At 57.3% G+C, this 15,911-nt stretch carries 16 protein-coding genes and 1 tRNA gene; 9 read left to right on the top strand and 8 right to left on the bottom strand.

Features of this window, described 5'->3' with window-relative positions; genetic code table 11:
• Positions 1-320: 320 nt before the first annotated feature.
• The 3 genes from EB809_RS08370 to EB809_RS08360 all read left to right on the top strand — a co-directional run bounded on the left by EB809_RS08370 (position 321) and on the right by EB809_RS08360 (position 2,470).
• Positions 321-563: a hypothetical protein gene (locus EB809_RS08370; RefSeq protein ID WP_123634355.1), complete on the top strand. Its 243-nt coding sequence runs from the start codon at positions 321-323 to the stop codon at positions 561-563.
• Between the two features lie 217 nt (positions 564-780).
• A complete protein-coding gene (locus tag EB809_RS08365; protein ID WP_123634354.1) occupies positions 781-966 on the top strand; it encodes a hypothetical protein in 186 nt (61 codons plus the stop codon).
• 832 nt (positions 967-1,798) lie between these two features.
• Entirely contained in the window at positions 1,799-2,470 is a 672-nt protein-coding gene (locus EB809_RS08360; protein WP_123634353.1) for a hypothetical protein, read from the top strand.
• Between the two features lie 3 nt (positions 2,471-2,473).
• Here EB809_RS08360 and EB809_RS08355 read toward each other — a convergent pair whose 3' ends face one another.
• Positions 2,474-3,232 (bottom strand): hypothetical protein, encoded by a 759-nt coding sequence (locus tag EB809_RS08355; RefSeq protein ID WP_123634352.1) that lies wholly within the window; start codon positions 3,230-3,232, stop codon positions 2,474-2,476.
• A 234-nt stretch (positions 3,233-3,466) separates the two neighbouring features.
• Positions 3,467-3,542, bottom strand: a tRNA-Thr gene (locus EB809_RS08350).
• Positions 3,543-3,796: 254 nt separating this feature from the next.
• Here EB809_RS08350 and EB809_RS08345 point away from each other — a divergent pair.
• The 3 genes from EB809_RS08345 to EB809_RS08335 all read left to right on the top strand — a co-directional run bounded on the left by EB809_RS08345 (position 3,797) and on the right by EB809_RS08335 (position 6,352).
• The gene (locus EB809_RS08345) at positions 3,797-4,417 is read left to right on the top strand and encodes an ATP-binding cassette domain-containing protein (protein WP_123634351.1); all 621 of its coding nucleotides are present in this window, start codon (positions 3,797-3,799) and stop codon (positions 4,415-4,417) included.
• A complete protein-coding gene (locus EB809_RS08340; protein ID WP_123634350.1) occupies positions 4,404-5,204 on the top strand; it encodes an ABC transporter permease in 801 nt (266 codons plus the stop codon). The genes EB809_RS08345 and EB809_RS08340 overlap by 14 nt, the downstream gene beginning before the upstream one ends.
• 170 nt (positions 5,205-5,374) lie before the next feature.
• On the top strand, positions 5,375-6,352 hold the full coding sequence (locus EB809_RS08335) for a sulfotransferase domain-containing protein (protein WP_123634349.1): 978 nt from the start codon (positions 5,375-5,377) through the stop codon (positions 6,350-6,352).
• Positions 6,353-6,688: 336 nt separating this feature from the next.
• On the opposite strand, the gene EB809_RS08330 is transcribed toward EB809_RS08335, so the two are convergent.
• The 5 genes from EB809_RS08330 to EB809_RS08310 form a co-directional block, all read right to left on the bottom strand.
• Positions 6,689-6,844, bottom strand: coding sequence for a DUF1127 domain-containing protein (locus EB809_RS08330; protein WP_123634348.1), 156 nt, complete (start codon positions 6,842-6,844; stop codon positions 6,689-6,691).
• 264 nt (positions 6,845-7,108) lie between these two features.
• The gene (locus tag EB809_RS08325) at positions 7,109-8,680 is read right to left on the bottom strand and encodes a methyl-accepting chemotaxis protein (protein ID WP_123634347.1); all 1,572 of its coding nucleotides are present in this window, start codon (positions 8,678-8,680) and stop codon (positions 7,109-7,111) included.
• 181 nt (positions 8,681-8,861) lie between these two features.
• The gene (locus EB809_RS08320; protein WP_123634346.1) at positions 8,862-9,638 is read right to left on the bottom strand and encodes a substrate-binding periplasmic protein; all 777 of its coding nucleotides are present in this window, start codon (positions 9,636-9,638) and stop codon (positions 8,862-8,864) included.
• A 153-nt stretch (positions 9,639-9,791) separates the two neighbouring features.
• The gene (locus tag EB809_RS08315; protein WP_190294855.1) at positions 9,792-10,334 is read right to left on the bottom strand and encodes a Spy/CpxP family protein refolding chaperone; all 543 of its coding nucleotides are present in this window, start codon (positions 10,332-10,334) and stop codon (positions 9,792-9,794) included.
• Between the two features lie 118 nt (positions 10,335-10,452).
• Positions 10,453-11,343, bottom strand: coding sequence for a carbohydrate kinase family protein (locus tag EB809_RS08310; protein ID WP_123634345.1), 891 nt, complete (start codon positions 11,341-11,343; stop codon positions 10,453-10,455).
• A gap of 294 nt (positions 11,344-11,637) precedes the next feature.
• Here EB809_RS08310 and ahpC point away from each other — a divergent pair, with 294 nt between their 5' ends.
• The 3 genes from ahpC (at position 11,638) to EB809_RS08295 (ending at position 14,501) form a co-directional block, all read left to right on the top strand.
• A complete protein-coding gene (ahpC, locus tag EB809_RS08305; RefSeq protein ID WP_123634344.1) occupies positions 11,638-12,201 on the top strand; it encodes an alkyl hydroperoxide reductase subunit C in 564 nt (187 codons plus the stop codon).
• A gap of 222 nt (positions 12,202-12,423) precedes the next feature.
• A complete protein-coding gene (gene ahpF, locus EB809_RS08300) occupies positions 12,424-14,010 on the top strand; it encodes an alkyl hydroperoxide reductase subunit F (protein WP_123634343.1) in 1,587 nt (528 codons plus the stop codon).
• Between the two features lie 107 nt (positions 14,011-14,117).
• Positions 14,118-14,501, top strand: a complete 384-nt coding sequence (locus EB809_RS08295) for a VOC family protein (protein WP_123634342.1) — start codon at positions 14,118-14,120, stop codon at positions 14,499-14,501.
• Here EB809_RS08295 and EB809_RS08290 read toward each other — a convergent pair.
• Positions 14,495-15,799, bottom strand: coding sequence for a PAS domain-containing methyl-accepting chemotaxis protein (locus tag EB809_RS08290; protein WP_123634341.1), 1,305 nt, complete (start codon positions 15,797-15,799; stop codon positions 14,495-14,497). The two genes, EB809_RS08295 and EB809_RS08290, sit on opposite strands and share 7 nt — an antisense overlap.
• Positions 15,800-15,911 lie beyond the last annotated feature (112 nt).

Raw genomic sequence — 15,911 nt, 5'->3', positions numbered from 1 at the left:
GGCCCACTTCGACCGGTTAGGCGTGCCGCGTCTCTCGTAAACCTCAACTTCTCGAACCGCCCGGTGCGGACCCGCTTGCCGGGTGGTGTGGGAGGGGCGGAGCCAGAAGGCTCCCCCCTATCCCGATATGAATTAAAAATTTAAGAGCGGTTTGTCGGCGCCCAACAGGCGAAAACACAGGCTTCATCCGGCGTGTGGCATCGTCGGTGCCGGGTAGACACGGTTTGTTACAGGTTGTTACCTGTTTTCACAAAACACGGAAAGGATTATTCTCAGCAATCGATTCGCCAGACGAAACATCTCAATGTCCGGAGGCAAAGATGATCGAACAGCATCTGCGCGAGTGCATCAGTATCCCCCATGGTTGCCACCTACGGCGCCTTCAGGAAGAACTCGATCCTGAACGAACGCCCTCCTGTCTCAAGGAAACCTTCCAGCTCCTCGACGAAGACGACAACCTCGTCACCAGCTACAAGGCGTGGCAGGTCGAGGACGACTTTTTCGGTTTCCTGCAGTACGACAGCGATAATTCACTGGTCGATCGCAAAACCATCATTCTCTGACGCCCCATGCAACCCTCCGGCGTGGCGGCTCACCGTCGCGCCTGCTGCCCTTTTCTGACCAGAAAGACGGGCTTTCACACGGCTGTCATCTGACCGCGATTCAATACACCTGCTCTGGCGATCCTCCTGTGGGTCAGGGCGTGTTGCATTCGGTGCCGGATGGCACCTCACTGGACGGCCATGGACGGTACGGTTTTTTCAGTCAAAAAGGTGAGTTATGCAGGACATACTGCAAGATCACACGTTCGTCAGACTCGTCAAAGAGCAGCTTTCACCGAAACACACCGTCTACCGGATCGAGCTGGACGGAGAGGGCACGCTCTACAGCTTCGACAGCCTCCATGCCGCCGCGCATTACATGGACATGCTGCTGCACCCGCTGCTGACCGAGCCGGCGGCCTAAGCGCGTAATGAGTGGTGCCGGGACCTGCGCCTGGGCATTACGAAAAACCAGATGCGGGGTCCATAACCGCACAACGCCTGTCAAAACCGGGAAGTCCGGAAACGGGCAAATTTGTCGGCTGTCTGTTTAATGGGGCGTCTACGCCGTTCTGTACCAGGGAGACTTCCGGGTCGTTGCCAGGGACTTATTGATCCCACCGCCCCAGAGGGGAAAGCTGCGCTAGGAACGAATCACGCCTGCGTAATCGGTCTCTCACAAGCTGCCAGGAGAATGCTTCTAAAAACGTCTCGGCGAATCAGTAAGATACGCCTCACTTATCTGCGTTCCTTGCGATAAATGGCTGGTATGGATGCTGGCGTCCTTCGCGACACCTGCTCAGTGGTGTGACTTGTCAGGGAGAGGACTGACACCATCCCTTCTCATCTTTCTTACTTTCTTAATTTTTGATCCTAATCACGGTTTTGCCTGATTCTAGCTCTTGGCTACTGGATTGTGGTTGTTCTAGTGTTGATTAAAAAATGCACAAAAACTATAAATGGAGTTGCTTGGGTCGTGTACACCATTGCGCTTATACAAGGGGGCGCATGGGGTGTCCGCGGCGGCAGACCGGTTCTGTCAATCTGTTGAGGAACTCAACATGACTTCCAAGCGGAAAAAGTCCTACAAGGTAGGCCGTGATGCTGGTACCGGGCGGTTTATACCGCTGTCAGATGCGCGGCGTCGTAAAAAAACTGCGGTCGTTGAAACCATCAAACGATGAAGATGGCTGCGTTTTCAGGGGCTTCGGCCCCTGTTTTATTATTGTTCCTTTCAAATGTGCGAAGAGGGGAAGGTGAGTAATAAAGCTAGGAAGAAAAAGACTGTTGCAAAAAACGATCTGGTGAACCTATCAAAACTCGGTTTTAGAGATTATGTTGCGGCTCGTCATTTGCTTTTGGAAGGCTTCTTGTTCCAAGGTTTAATTTTATCTAGTACCTCGGTAGAAAAGTATGTTAAAGCAAATATTGGTTTAAATGTTGGTACGATAAGTCATCTGCACCTCGATAAGGTTAGTCTTTTGAAGAATGAGGCTGAGAATGCTGGGCTCGACTTTTTTTCGGATTTAGATGATCGGTATTTGGAGTTGCTCAGTGTCGCGTATAGATTTAGATATTATGACGACCTTGAGGATTTTTCATGTATAGGTTTTTTTAAATGGCAGGCTGTTGGAGAATTGGATTTTACGGTAGATTACATAGATAAGGTGTTCTCCGAAAAATCCGGCGTAGAGACGCTGTATGCGAAAGCTGTTGAGGCATCAGACGAAGTTGTTTTGAGGGACAACTATTTGCTAAACGGCTTGAACAAAAAAAGTTATATGGAAAGACCGTCTGAGCCATACTTTCTTGGACTGTGGAATGATGGCGAAGAGGTGTCTATGAAAGGCGGGCTTATGTCACCAAAGTATAACGGGGAGGTTTGTACGGTAAAGAGTTTTGATGTTAAATGTTCTGAACGTAACTGAGTATCATTTTTGAAGTGAAGGTGCAGGTTTATCATCTGGATATACAAAGCTTTTTTTGGGGTATAGGTCTTTGGCTGTTATGAATAGTTTTTCGATTTCGTTTTCAATTTTTTCTTTGTTTTTGTAAACAACCCGGTACATCTCATCGGTTAGGTTTATAGTTTTTGTGTAAAGGGCTGATCCAAGGATTTCTATTAATTCATAGGTATATGCTTTGCTGCCTGGAGTTTTTTTGTTTGCCAGTATTGGGAATATTTCATTTTCTAGGCAGTGGGATCGGTCTTCTATACTGCTAATAGCTTGCTCAAAACTCTCTTGAGATATACTTATGTCTAGGTAATTGTTGGCTTTCCCCTTCTCAATTAAAAAGTCCAGGCTTTCAAAATTTTGACTAATGAAGCTGTAATTTGGTAGTTGAAAAGCAGTGGTGTTGAACGCTCTATATTCTTGACTTGAATTTTTGGTTTTGTCGAATATTTCTATTAGTCCTTGTAAGGTCTCTCTTTGCCGATACATTATGACTAGAGATCTATTTAAAGCTGCTGCTTCTTTACGCTTTGCATCACGAGAAATTTCTATTCTTCGAAATGCAAACGCTAGAAATGCACCGAGTAAAACAAAGATAATATTTAAGAATACGCTATATTCTTTCGGTAGGACTCTCTGTTCTACAGCAAGTCCAGAAAGATACCAAAGATTTAAAACTAGTGCTCCTATAATTACTCCATATACAAACGGCAAACATTCATCTAATCGACGCATTTTGAACCTTCAGTCATTGTAATTCGGCCTTCCCTGGAAACACCTTTCCAAAACTTCCCTGGTTACTGCTATCCCTCGGCGCGACTGTCTAACTTTGAGTTCACGTCGTCGTATTCCGGGCTGGTTTGCCCTACCTCTGGAGCGATTTCTCCGGGCTGAAAACCGGGTCAGAATTATTTTCTGCACGCTTCGTCCACCGACCTATATTACTTTACAGAATAGCAGACCAAGAAATGGTGCCGGGAACAGGAGTCGAACCTGCGACCTGAGCATTACGAATGCCCTGCTCTACCTACTGAGCTATCCCGGCGCATTGCGGTGTGTTGGCGACCCGAAGGGTAGGGCGCCATGTCAGTTGCCCATAAATTAACCGACTGGATAATACCACTTCAACCGTCCACGTCATCTCTCTTGATGCACTTTCCGTGACGCCGTCACCGTTCCGCCACGGACCAGTGGCATCATCGCCGTACGGTCGGCGGCCTACCCGGTCAGGGTCTGCCCGTGTGGCGTTTTTTGGCTACACTGGCTCGGATTCCCATCACAAAACGTCGTCCTGCTTTTATGGAAGAAAAACCGGGTGGTCTGGCCCTGGAAAACGTGGCCGTGGGTGCGCTGAGCGCGGTGTCGTTGTGCGTGGCTCCGGGTGAGGTGGTTTGCCTGTCGGGGCCGTCCGGCGCTGGCAAGAGCCGGTTGCTGCGCGCCGTGGCGGATATCGAGGCGCACACCGGCGTCATTCGGCTGGCGGGTGAAGACCAGACGTCGATGCCGGCACACCTGTGGCGACGCCGCGTCATGATGGTGCCGGCAGACAGCCAGTGGTGGTTCGATTCTGTCGGCGAGCATTTTCCGGGCGTCTTGCCCGCTGAAGACTTGGCCGCCCTGGGGTTCGGTCCGGATGTTGACGGGTGGTCGGTGAGTCGACTTTCAACGGGGGAGCGCCAGCGTCTGGCGTTGTTGCGGGCGCTGGTGCTGAAGCCCAATGTGTTGCTGCTGGATGAACCCACCAGCAACCTGGATGCGGAGCGCGTCCGGGCGACCGAACGCTGGCTCCTTGAGCGGATTCGGGAGCGCCGGATCGCGGTGCTCTGGGTGGCGCACGATCCGGAGCAGATCCGCCGGGTGGCAGATCGTCACGTTCGGCTGGTTGGAGCCGGTGTGGAGGTCGTCCATGAATGTGATTGACCTGGCCTGGTGGAAGCTGGCGCTGGCGGCGATTCTGGTGCTGTTGTTAGCGGCGACGATTTATCTGGGACGCCTGGGCATGACCCGCAGCCTGCTGATCGCGGCGGTGCGCACGGCGGTGCAGTTGTCGCTGATTGGCTTGGTGCTGGAGGCGTTGTTTGCGTCCGGTAGCCCGGTCTGGGTCCTGCTGATGGCGGTGGTTATGCTGCTGGTGGCCGGTCGCGAGGTGATGGCTCGCCAGAATCGCCGGTTGCGGGGGGCCTGGGCGTTTGGGCTGGGTACCGGCGCCATGTTCATTTCGTCGTTTACGGTGACGGTTTTCCTGCTGGCGGTGGTGATCGGGCCCCGGCCCTGGTACGAGCCCCAGTACGCGATTCCGTTGCTGGGGATGATTCTGGGTAACGCGATGACCGGCATAGCGCTGTGCCTGGATCGGTTGACGGAAACCGTCTGGCGCCAGCGCGCGGTGATCGAGTCCCGGTTGATGCTGGGCCAGCCCTGGCGGGAGGCGGTGGGCGATATTCGCCGGGACGCCATGCGCAGCGGCATGATGCCGTCCATCAATGCCATGGCCGCCGCCGGCATCGTCAGCCTGCCGGGCATGATGACCGGCCAGATCCTGGCGGGCAGCCCGCCGGGCGTGGCCGTGAAGTACCAGATCATGGTGATGTTCGCGATTACGGTCGGTTCGGGATTCGGTTCGGTGATGGCGGTGGCCTGGGGCAGCCGCCGGTTGTTTGATGACCGTGAGCGGCTGCGGCTGGATCGTTTGACGGTGCCACGATGAAGACATGTCGACAGGGGTTGTCTGTTGGCACAGATTTGGTATGACTGATTAAAGCAGTGATAACAGCCCGGCCCAACGCCGAGAAGGGAGTCCGTGGGTTGCCGGTCGTTGCGTTCCACCAGGGGGCGCCAGGGGCTGATTCATTATTCCGACCAGGGAGCAAGGTCACAATGAGCAACACGGGCAGGCTTCGTACGAAGGCGACGAACTTCGGTAAACGTATGGTTTTCCGGGCCAATCGGGCGTTGGGCAATTACCGGGATGTGGTGTGGATTGTGGGGGACGGGCGCAGCGGCACCACCTGGGTGTCCGACCTGGTCAATCACGATGGCCGGTTCCGGGAGATGTTCGAACCCCTGCATCCGCAACTGGTGAAGGCGGCGAGTTTTGTGCAGCCGCACCAATATTGCCGTCCTGGCGCCATGGACGATCGTTTGCGCGACCTGATGGGCTCGATACTCAGCGGCGGGTTCTGTGATCCGCGGGTCGATTTCGGCAACAAGGCGTTGGTCTACGAAGGCCTGCTGGTGAAGGATATTTTCGCCAACCTGATGTGCTACGCGGCGTGCCAGGCATTTCCGCAGGTGCGGCCGGTGCTGCTGATCCGCAATCCGTTTGCGGTGGCGGCGTCGAAGTACAAGAAACGGGACTGGTTCTGGGGTGATGAGCCAATGGACCTGCTGAACCAGCCGTCGTTGCGGGAAGACTTCCTGGCGCCGTACGAAGACCTGATCCGCCAGACCAGCGCCCGCGGTGATTTCATCCTCAATCAGGTTCTGATCTGGGCTATCGTCAACTACGTGCCCCTGCAGCAGTTTGCGCCGGACGATCTCCACGTCTGCTTCTACGAGCAGATCTATGCGGATCCCGAAGGCGAAATTTCCCGATTGTTCCGCTTTATCCGCAACGGCGAGGATTGCCACGTCAAACTGGACGACGATCTGATCAAACGCCCCAGCCGTGTGGTCAAGCAGGAGACCAGCTTCAAGGCCGGGTCGTCGCCGGTGACGTCCTGGAAGAACGAAATCGATCCCCAGCGGATTGACGACGGGCTGCGCCTCCTTGAGGCGTTTGGTTTTGATGGCTTATATAACGACGCGTCCATGCCGGACGCCGGCGTGCTGATGAGACCGGCCGCGGTGGCCTGAATCTGACCCGTCAGCGGACGTGTAGGGCTCGACGTGTTCCACCACCGTCTTTGATGTCATGGCTCGGGCGATGATGTTGGGCGGTAGTGAGAAATAGAGGGAAACAGGGAACGGGGAGGAGAGGTTATTGTGGGGCAGGTAAAGCATCACTGCTCAACCTACCCCGTTTTTCTTCGCTTTTGCCGGTATGGTGACAGGCCCGGTGTGTGTGGAATCGTGGGCCTTGTGTGTCCCCGGAATCCAGTGGCTTATGCGGCACACTGCGATCTACCGGCTGGGGACGGTGCTTCCGTGATCCTCACGAAAGGCTTTGTTGGCCGTCAGGGCCGTGTTCTATCAGTCAAACTTCCAGAACGGCTGGCTCAGACGGTACGCGGCCTGTTCGCGGGAGTAGCCTACGTCTTTCAGCAGGCGGTCGTCCATGCGGCTGACCATGAAAGCGAAGTCTCTTTTCTTTCTCCACTTGCTGTAAACACCCATGACTTTTTTCATCAGATTGTCTCCTTCTCAATAACGTTTGGAGGTTTGGTTTAGGATGACAATATGATAGGTCGCGAAGTTTTTTCTGGATATACCTAGAAACACTTATCTTCTTTTATTTTAGTAACTTGGGGTAGATTTGGCGGTGTTGCGGAATTTTGAATTCTGGGTGATTCGGGCAAAAAACGCAATTCGTAGAAACCCGAAGAGGTCGCTTTCCGGGATACGGAAAAGCCACTACCCCCTCGGTTGTAGTGGCTTCGGTATGGCCGTTTTTCAGACCTGAAAACGGGCGATCTGACGCGTGAGGTTTTCCGCCAGGCGGGCCAGTTCGGTGCTGGAGGCGGAGACCTGCTGGGTGGCGCTGGCGGTCTGCTCGCCACCTTCTCGAATGTCCGTGACGTTGCGGTTGATGTCCTCGGCCACGGCCGCCTGTTGTTCCGCCGCGGTGGCGATCTGGTGGTTGTACTGACGGATTTCCTCCACCGACTGCACGACATCGTGGATGGTCTCCCGGGTGGACTCGGCGCGGGCCAGCGTTTGCCCGGCCAGTTCCGTACCGCGCTCCATGCTGGTTTTCGAGGTGTCGGCGCTGGTGACCAGGTTGGTGATGAGCGTTTCGATCTCGGTGGCAGAGTCCTGGGTGCGCCGGGCCAGTGATCGCACCTCGTCGGCCACCACCGCAAACCCGCGGCCATGCTCGCCGGCCCGGGCGGCCTCGATGGCGGCGTTCAGGGCCAGCAGGTTGGTCTGTTCGGCCACGGCCTTGATGACGTCCAGGATGGTGGCGATGTTCTGGGTCTCGGACTGCAGGCCCAGCATTTCCTCCATGACGTTGTCGATCTGGGTCTTCAGGTCGGCGACGTTTTCCAGGGTCTCCCGGACGGCGTGGTCGCCGTGGGCCGATTTGTCGTTGGCGGTCTTGGCCGTCTCGAAGGCCGACTCGGCGCTGCGGGCCACTTCGCTGACGGTTGCGGCCATCTGGTTCATGGCGGTGGCCACCTGGTCGGTCTTGTCCCGCTGGTTTTCCACGGCGGCGCTGGTTTGCTGGGTGACGGTCGAGAGTTCTTCGGCTGCCGAGCCAATGCTGGTGGCGCCGCTGTCGATCTCCCGGACCAGTTTGCGCAGACTGCGTGTCATGCGCCCGAAGGCGTTGAGCAGCTGGCCGAACTCGTCGCCCCGGTCGCTGCTGGTGTCGACGGTCAGATCGCCTTCGGCCACGGCATCAGCGATGGCCAGGCTTTCCCGGATGGGGCGGGTGATGGAGCGGGTCATGGCCCAGCCCAGCAGTGACGCGACAACGGCGGCGACGATGGAGGTGACGATAATCGTGGTCAGGGCGCTGCTGTAGTCCGCGTCCATTCGCCCAAGCTGGATCTGGCGCAGTTCCATGGCGGTGGCAATGGCTTCGCCGGCGACATCGTTCAACTGGGATTCCACGGCGCTGGCGTCGCTGCCGAAGGTGCCCAGTGCTTTGCGGTAATCCGCGAGCAGCGTCTCATAGCGGGTGGCGTTGTCGACGATGAGTTCAATGCGGTCGTGATCGGCGGGTACGACCAGTTCAGCGCGAAGACCCTGGGCAATATCGGCGGCTTCCTGTGCGCTTTTCCCGGCCTCTTCGATGTACTGGGATTCGCGGCGCACCTGGAAGCTGCGCTGATGGGTCCGGGCTTCCAGCAGGGCGGACTTGATGTCTCCCACGCCGGCTACGACTCGAGAGCGATGGGCATAGCTCTCCAGTGCCAGGGCGCTGGTCACGGAGATCACGATGGTCAGGGTAACGAGGATGAAAAAGCCGGCAACCAGCTTCTTGCCGACGGAAATACGGTTCAGGGTTTGCGACAACATGGCTGAGATCCTCTCTGTACTGTTATCACGATGGTCCTATGTTCACTCACGTTGAGCCGGCGGAAGAGGGTCCTTTTCCCGCCCGAAGAGTTGAGGCTGTATTCAATAGGTTAGCTGTTGAATCGCATGCATCAAATTTGCGCATGGCTCGTTCATTCGGATGGTTGACCGGTGAGGGGGATTACTGGTCGACCGGTGTCTGGTTGTTGACCTGAAGCAGTGCCGGTGCATCGATCACTCCGGTGCGGTATTTCTGGATCAGGTTGTGGTACCGCGGGGTTTGGCGGAATGTGTCCATGGCGTCGCGGATGGCATCGGCCTGCATCATCAGCGGGGATTTGCGGGAGATGGCAATCCACGAGGCCTTGCCGTCCACCGTGTAGGGCGACACGCTGACATCGATGTCGAAATGTTCGACGGTATAGAGCCCGACCAGCTCTGGCGCAATCACCACGTCCACGTGCCGTTGGGCCAGCATGCGCATCAGGTTTTCGTAACGGGTTGCGGCAATCTTGACCAGGCTGTCGTCATCGTCGAAGCGCGGGAAATAGCTGCTGCTGCGCAAGACGCCGATGGTCTTGCCTTTCAGGTCGGCGTAGCGGGTGATCCGGTTTTCCGGGTCGCGAAAGAAGAACAGGCGTCGCTCGGCCGGAAAGGCCTGGACCACGAAGTCCATGTAGCCGTTCCGCTCATCGGTCTTGAGCGGCCCCAGCATGAAGTCAGCCCGGCCATTTTCCATCAGCCAGAGCACACGGCGGAAAGGGGCTTCCTTATAGGTAATGTCCCAGTGCAGTTGCCGGCCGATCTCGTTGAAGATATCGATGTAGAGGCCACCGAAGTGATTGCCCTCGACGATCCGGTAGGGCGGCGCATTGTTCACGCCAACCACCACCCGTTGGGTGTCGGCGAGCGAGGGCAGGGCCAGCAGGAGCAGACTTGCCAGCAGGCATAAGCGCATGAGTCGGGCCTGGTGAACGCCGGGCCGTCCGTGCCCGGAAAATGGAGGACGCCCCCAAGTATAGCGCTTCTGCACCTATTTCTTTGTCAGATCTTGTAAAGCGGCGTAAGGAATTGGACCTACGCCGCCCCGATGCCGGGTCGCGGAGCCGTGTTATTGGTCCTGGCCAATTTCAGACCGGACCTTGGCCTGGGTGTCCAGCGATTCCTCGAGCATCTCCAGCTGCAGGGCGTTGATGCGCTTCTGCGCATCGAGGATGGCGGTCTTGTCCACCGGCTCGGCGGTATAGGCCCGCATCATGTTGAAGCGCTCCTGACGAATCGACTGCATGCGCTCCCACTGGTGCGCCTGGAAGTCGCGCTGGATTTTGTGGAGGGCCGTCCGCTGGTCATCCGACAGGTTGCCCCATGCACGGTAACCGCGCCCGTAACCGCACATCATGCCCGGGCCGCCCATGTCGTCGGGATCCTGCATCATGCCCGGACCACCCATCATGCCCGCACCTCCCATCATGCCGGGGCCCGCCATCATGCCTGAGCCGCCCATCATGCCCGGGCTGCCCATGCCCATCATGCCGCCGTAGCCCCGGCCCGGCATGTCATCGTTGTCGAAGCCGTGGCCGGCAGCGAGCCCGGAAACGGTCAGTGCCGCAGACAGGCCGATAATCCGTAACAGGTTTTGCTGGGCCGTAGTCACCGTGGGAATCTCCCTGACGAATTTGAAGGATCAACGAGCCCGCAGCCCGATGATCCCACTCTAGGCCGATGGATCGGCGCAGGCGTTGATTTCCGTCAATGATGGTTCGGATGGGCGTTTACGGGTGCAGCCCGGCTGTTTCGTAAAGTCGCGAGGCGGTGAGCTGCGGTGAGGCCAGGGTGCCCGAGCCGACGCACAACGCGCCGCAGGCGGCGGCCAGTTTCAGGCAGTCGGCCAGACTGGCGTCCCGGCTGTAGCCGTACAGGAACCCACTGAAAAAGGCGTCGCCGGCCCCGTTGGTGTCCACCACCGTCTCCACGTCGAACACCAGCTGTTCCAGCCATTGGCCGTTGCGATCGAGCAGGGTTGCTCCATCGCGACCGTGGGTGCAGACCACGAAGGATTTGCCCATCTCAATAAAGGATTCCATCACCGGGCGATAGTCCGGGAGCCGGTCGCTGGACAGGAAGAGGACATCGGCCGCCTCGATAAAGGCTTGGTGGTAAGGATCCTGGCCATCGTAGTCGTGCAGATCGATCCAGACCGGTTTGCCGGCGGCCCTGGCCATCGCCAGGACGGGCCGGGTATAGGCAAGGATGTTGATGACCACGACGTCGCAGTGGTCCATGGCGACCCGCACGCCGTCCCAGTTCACTTCAGTCGGTTCTGGCGGCGGTTGCACGAAAAAGGATATGCGATCGCCGTGGCTGTCCATCAGGTTGACGTGCTGTTCGGTGGGTTCCGGCGTGATGGTGGTCAGCAGATGGATGTGTTCGTGGGCGAGCTGCTCGCGGACGAATCGGGCCTCGTCATCCTCGCCCAACAGGGTGTGCAGCGTGACCGACTCGCCCAGCGCGGCCAGGTTAAGGGCCTTGCCGGCGCCGGTACTGCCCAGGGCCCGGTAGCTGGCGTGGGGCCAGATGGTCTGGGCCGTGGGCGACGGAAACTGGTCAAGATGAATGATGGTGTCGACGGACGTGCCGCCAACAATAAGCACGGACCGGGGCATGGCTGGTCTCCACTGCGTCGTTGGGGAAGAGTTCAGTGTAGTGGAGCTGTCATGGTTCCGGCTCATCCTGGGAACTACGCCTGGATCAGGCCGGTGATGAGGTATACCGCTTAATCCGTGCCAGCGGTCGGGTTTTGACCGGGATTCAAACGAATGCGTAAACGCATGACACGCCTAACGTTTTCTCGGTTATATAGGGCTGCTCTATAGGTTGTTTTAGAATAATCAATTTAAATCGGTGGCGGCTTGCCGTTACCGTACGCGTTCCAGTCAATTTTCAAGGAGTCATTTCAAATGGGCATTGTTAACAGCGAAATCAAACCGTTCAACGCAACCGCCTTCAAACAGGGCGAGTTCGTTGAAATCTCTGAAGCTGATGTGAAAGGCAAGTGGGCGATCTTCTTCTTCTATCCGGCCGACTTCACCTTCGTGTGCCCGACCGAGCTGGGCGACGTGGCAGACAAGTACGACGAGCTGCAGAAGCTGGGCGTTGAAGTGTTCTCCGTGTCCACCGACACCCACTTCACTCACAAAGCATGGCACGATACGTCCGAGACCATCGGCAAGATCAACTACTACATGGTCGGCGACCAGACCGGCACCATCACCAACAACTTTGGAGTGATGCGTGAAGGCCAGGGCCTGGCAGACCGCGCCACGTTCCTGATCGATCCGGACGGCATCATCCAGGCCGTTGAGATTACTGCCGAAGGCATCGGCCGTGACGCCGACGACCTGCTGCGTAAGGTCAAGGCCGCTCAGTACGTCCGCAACCATCCGGGCGAAGTCTGCCCGGCCAAATGGAAAGAAGGCGAAGAGACTCTGGCTCCGTCTCTGGACCTGGTCGGCAAGATCTAAGTTTCCCTTCACGGTGAAACGCTCAGAAAGGCCCGCTCTGCGGGCCTTTCTCATATCTGGATCGCACAAAAATCGGGTTTATATAGCAAATGGCTATTGCAGATTTAAGGTCAATTAATTTGAGCTCTTTTGGTCGCGGCCGTATCTTGTAACCCAGATTCGAAACGGATTCTTCACGAATTCAGTCATTTAGTTTCACGATACTGCGAGGGAAACCCCATTATGTTGGATGCCAATCTGAAGGAACAATTGAAGTCTTACCTGGCCAACGTCCGGGAGCCGATTGAACTCGTTGCCACGCTGGATGACGGCGCCAAGTCCAGAGAGCTGCAGGAGTTGCTGCAGGAGATCGACGCGCTGTCCGACAAGATCAGCCTGCGTGAAGACGGTGAGGCGGATGTCCGTCGCCCGTCCTTCGCCATTAACCGGGTTGGCACCGACATCGGCGTTCGCTTCGCGGGCATTCCTATGGGGCATGAGTTCACGTCGCTGGTTCTGGCCCTGCTGCAGGTGGGCGGACACCCGTCCAAGGCGTCCGAAGAGGTGATCGAACAGATCCAGTCGCTGGATGGCGAATTCGAGTTCGAGACCTACTTCTCCCTGTCCTGCCAGAACTGCCCGGACGTGGTCCAGGCGCTGAACCTGATGAGCGTGCTGAATCCAAAGATCAAGCACACGGCCATCGACGGCGCACTGTTCCAGGACGAAGTCGAGCAGCGTGAAGTCATGGCGGTTCCCAGCGTTTACCTGAACGGCGAGTCCTGGGGGCAGGGCCGCATGACCCTGGAAGAAATTGTGGCTCGCCTGGACACCAAGTCCGACGAGAAAGAAGCCGAGAAGATCAACCAGAAGGACGCCTTCGAGGTGTTGGTCATTGGTGGCGGTCCGGCGGGCTCCGCAGCGGCGATCTATGCCGCGCGCAAGGGCATCTCCACCGGTATCGCGGCTGAGCGGTTTGGTGGTCAGGTTGCCGACACCATGGGCATCGAAAACCTGATTTCCGTGCCGTACACCGAGGGGCCCAAGCTGGTGTCTGCGATGGAGCAGCACGTCAAGGAATATGACGTGGACATCATGAACATGCAGCGCGCCGAGAAACTGATCCCGGCCGCTCAGAAAGGCGGCCTGCACGAAGTACGCCTGGCGAACGGCGGCTCCCTGAAAGCGCGCAGCATCGTGCTGTCCACCGGTGCCCGCTGGCGTCAGATGGGCGTCCCCGGCGAAGAAGAGTATCGCAACAAGGGTGTGGCTTACTGCCCGCACTGTGATGGCCCGCTGTTCAAGGGCAAGCGCGTGGCGGTGATCGGTGGCGGTAACTCCGGCGTGGAAGCGGCCATCGATCTGGCTGGTATTGTCGGCCACGTCACGCTGATCGAGTTTGCCGCTGAAATGCGTGCGGACGACGTGCTGCAGAAGAAGCTGCGCAGCCTGAAGAACGTGGAGGTCATTACGTCTGGCCAGACCACCGAAGTGACCGGTGAGGGTGGCAAGGTCAACGGCATCAATTACACCGACCGTAACACCGGTGAGAGCCACCACATTTCGCTGGAAGGTGTGTTTGTCCAGATCGGTCTGGTGCCGAACACCGAGTGGCTCAAGGGCGACATCGAGTTGAGCCAGCACGGCGAGATCATCGTCAACGACCGGGCGGAGACGTCGATTCCGGGTGTCTTTGCCGCCGGCGATGCAACCACGGTGCCTTACAAGCAGATTGTGATTTCCATGGGAGAAGGTTCCAAGGCGGCCCTGAGCGCCTTTGACTTCCTCATCCGCAACTCGGCTCCTGATGATGAAGACGCCGCAGCCTGATCTGCGGCCACGGGCCGGGCGGCGTCACTGTCTCGCTACCCGCGCCCCATAACAACCAACCCCGGCTGGCCGTCAGGTCGCCGGGGTTTTTTATTGGAGATGTGGTCATGGATATCGAGCAAACCGGCATGATCCTCAACACGGAGCGCTTCGACGCCTGTGTCGCTTTTTACCGCGATCTCTTCGAACTGCCTCTGCAATTCGAGAAACAGGAAGACGACTTTCGCCTGGCCTGCCTGGATTTTGGGGGGAGTTACCTGATGATCGAGACGGGAGGCCGGGCGCAACCGGCAGGTAAACCCATCGAGAGCGGCGCCGTTAAGCTGCGCTTCAATGTGTCTGACCTGGATGCGGCGCTGGCGAAGGTGAGGGCGTACGGGATTGATGCGAGGATCGAGTCCCATCCCTGGGGCTCTACGATTAATCTGTTCGATCCGGATGGCAATCGCGTTGGTATTCGGGATGCTGGCCGCTTTGGGCGTGATCAGTAATCGGATTGAATAGCCGATACAGCCTCAACAACGCGGCTGGCTGCCGTGTTGATTGAGTCAACCACATCCTCGACGCTGCGTACCTGCTTCTGGCCTTCGGTGGCGACACCGGACACTTCTTCGATCCGTTCGAGCACTTGCGCGGTCAGGGCCACGTTGTCGTGGATCACCCGATCAATTTCCGCTGTCGCCTCGCCGGTTCGCCGGGCCAGTTGGCGCACTTCGTCCGCCACGACGGCAAACCCGCGCCCCTGATCGCCGGCCCGGGCAGCCTCGATGGCGGCATTCAGGGCCAGCAGATTGGTTTGCTCGGCGATGCCGGAAATGGTGCTGACAATGCGCTCGATGTTCTGGGATTGATCGTTAAGCTGCTCGATCACGTGTCGGGTATCTTCAATGCGCTCGCGAATCTGTTCCGACGTGGCCAGTGACTGTTGTAGGGATTGACGGGCATCCGTGGCGCTGTTCACCGTGTCGCGAGATGTGGCCTCGGCCAGTTCGGCGGCTTCCGCGGTACGAAGACCACGGGAGACCCGCTCAGTAATATCGCTGGCGAACTTGATGATCTTTCGCACCTGGCCATCGGCATCGAGAATCGGGTTATAGGACGCTTCCAGCCATATCCGGCTTCCGTCTGCGGCAACGCGCTCGAATCGGCCGGAGCGAAACTGTCCTTTGGCCAGTTCGCTCCAGAAGCCGGGCTCCTGCTCATAGAAGGAGTCGGGGCAAAGCATTCGATGATGTCGACCTTTCAGCTGATCCAACCGATAGCCAACTGTCGCGAGGAAATTGTCATTGGCGGTGATGATGTCGCCCTTCGGCGTGAATTCGATCACCGCCATCGAGCGATTGATGGCATTGAACACGGCTTCCTGGTCGGCAATCCGTTCATGTTGTTCGGAGATGTCGCTGGCGATCTTGAGCACTCGTCTGACCTTGCCCTGCGGATCCTTGATCGGAAAATAGGTGGCATCCAGCCAGATCCGCTCGCCCTGTTTGGTGAGCCTGGGAAACTGGCCACGATGGCTTTGTCCGGATTGGAGCTGGTTCCAGAAGTGTCGGTAATCGGCGCTCTGCGAATAATGGTCGTCGCAGAACAGCCGGTGATGACGCCCTTCGACTTCGTCAGCGGTGTAACCGACGGTCTCCAGAAACAGAGGATTGGCGGAACGAATTGTGCCATCCGGGTCAAACTGGATGACGGCGACGGAATCATCGATTGCGTCGAGTGTTGAAGCCAGGTTCTGGTGATCCTGTTCCAGGCGCTCGATGGCCTGCTTGTATTTGCGTGACAGCATGAGTGAAGGTTCCCCACAACAGGAATTGATCAAAAAATTATCAATTGATCATACGCTCACACTCAGGTTCTGGACGCCGGGCAATTTTCAAACAATGCAAATCTTTGTAACC

Source organism: Marinobacter sp. R17 (genome assembly GCF_003789045.1).
Lineage (GTDB): Bacteria > Pseudomonadota > Gammaproteobacteria > Pseudomonadales > Oleiphilaceae > Marinobacter_A > Marinobacter_A mangrovi.
This window is presented reverse-complemented; position numbering and strand designations above follow the sequence as displayed.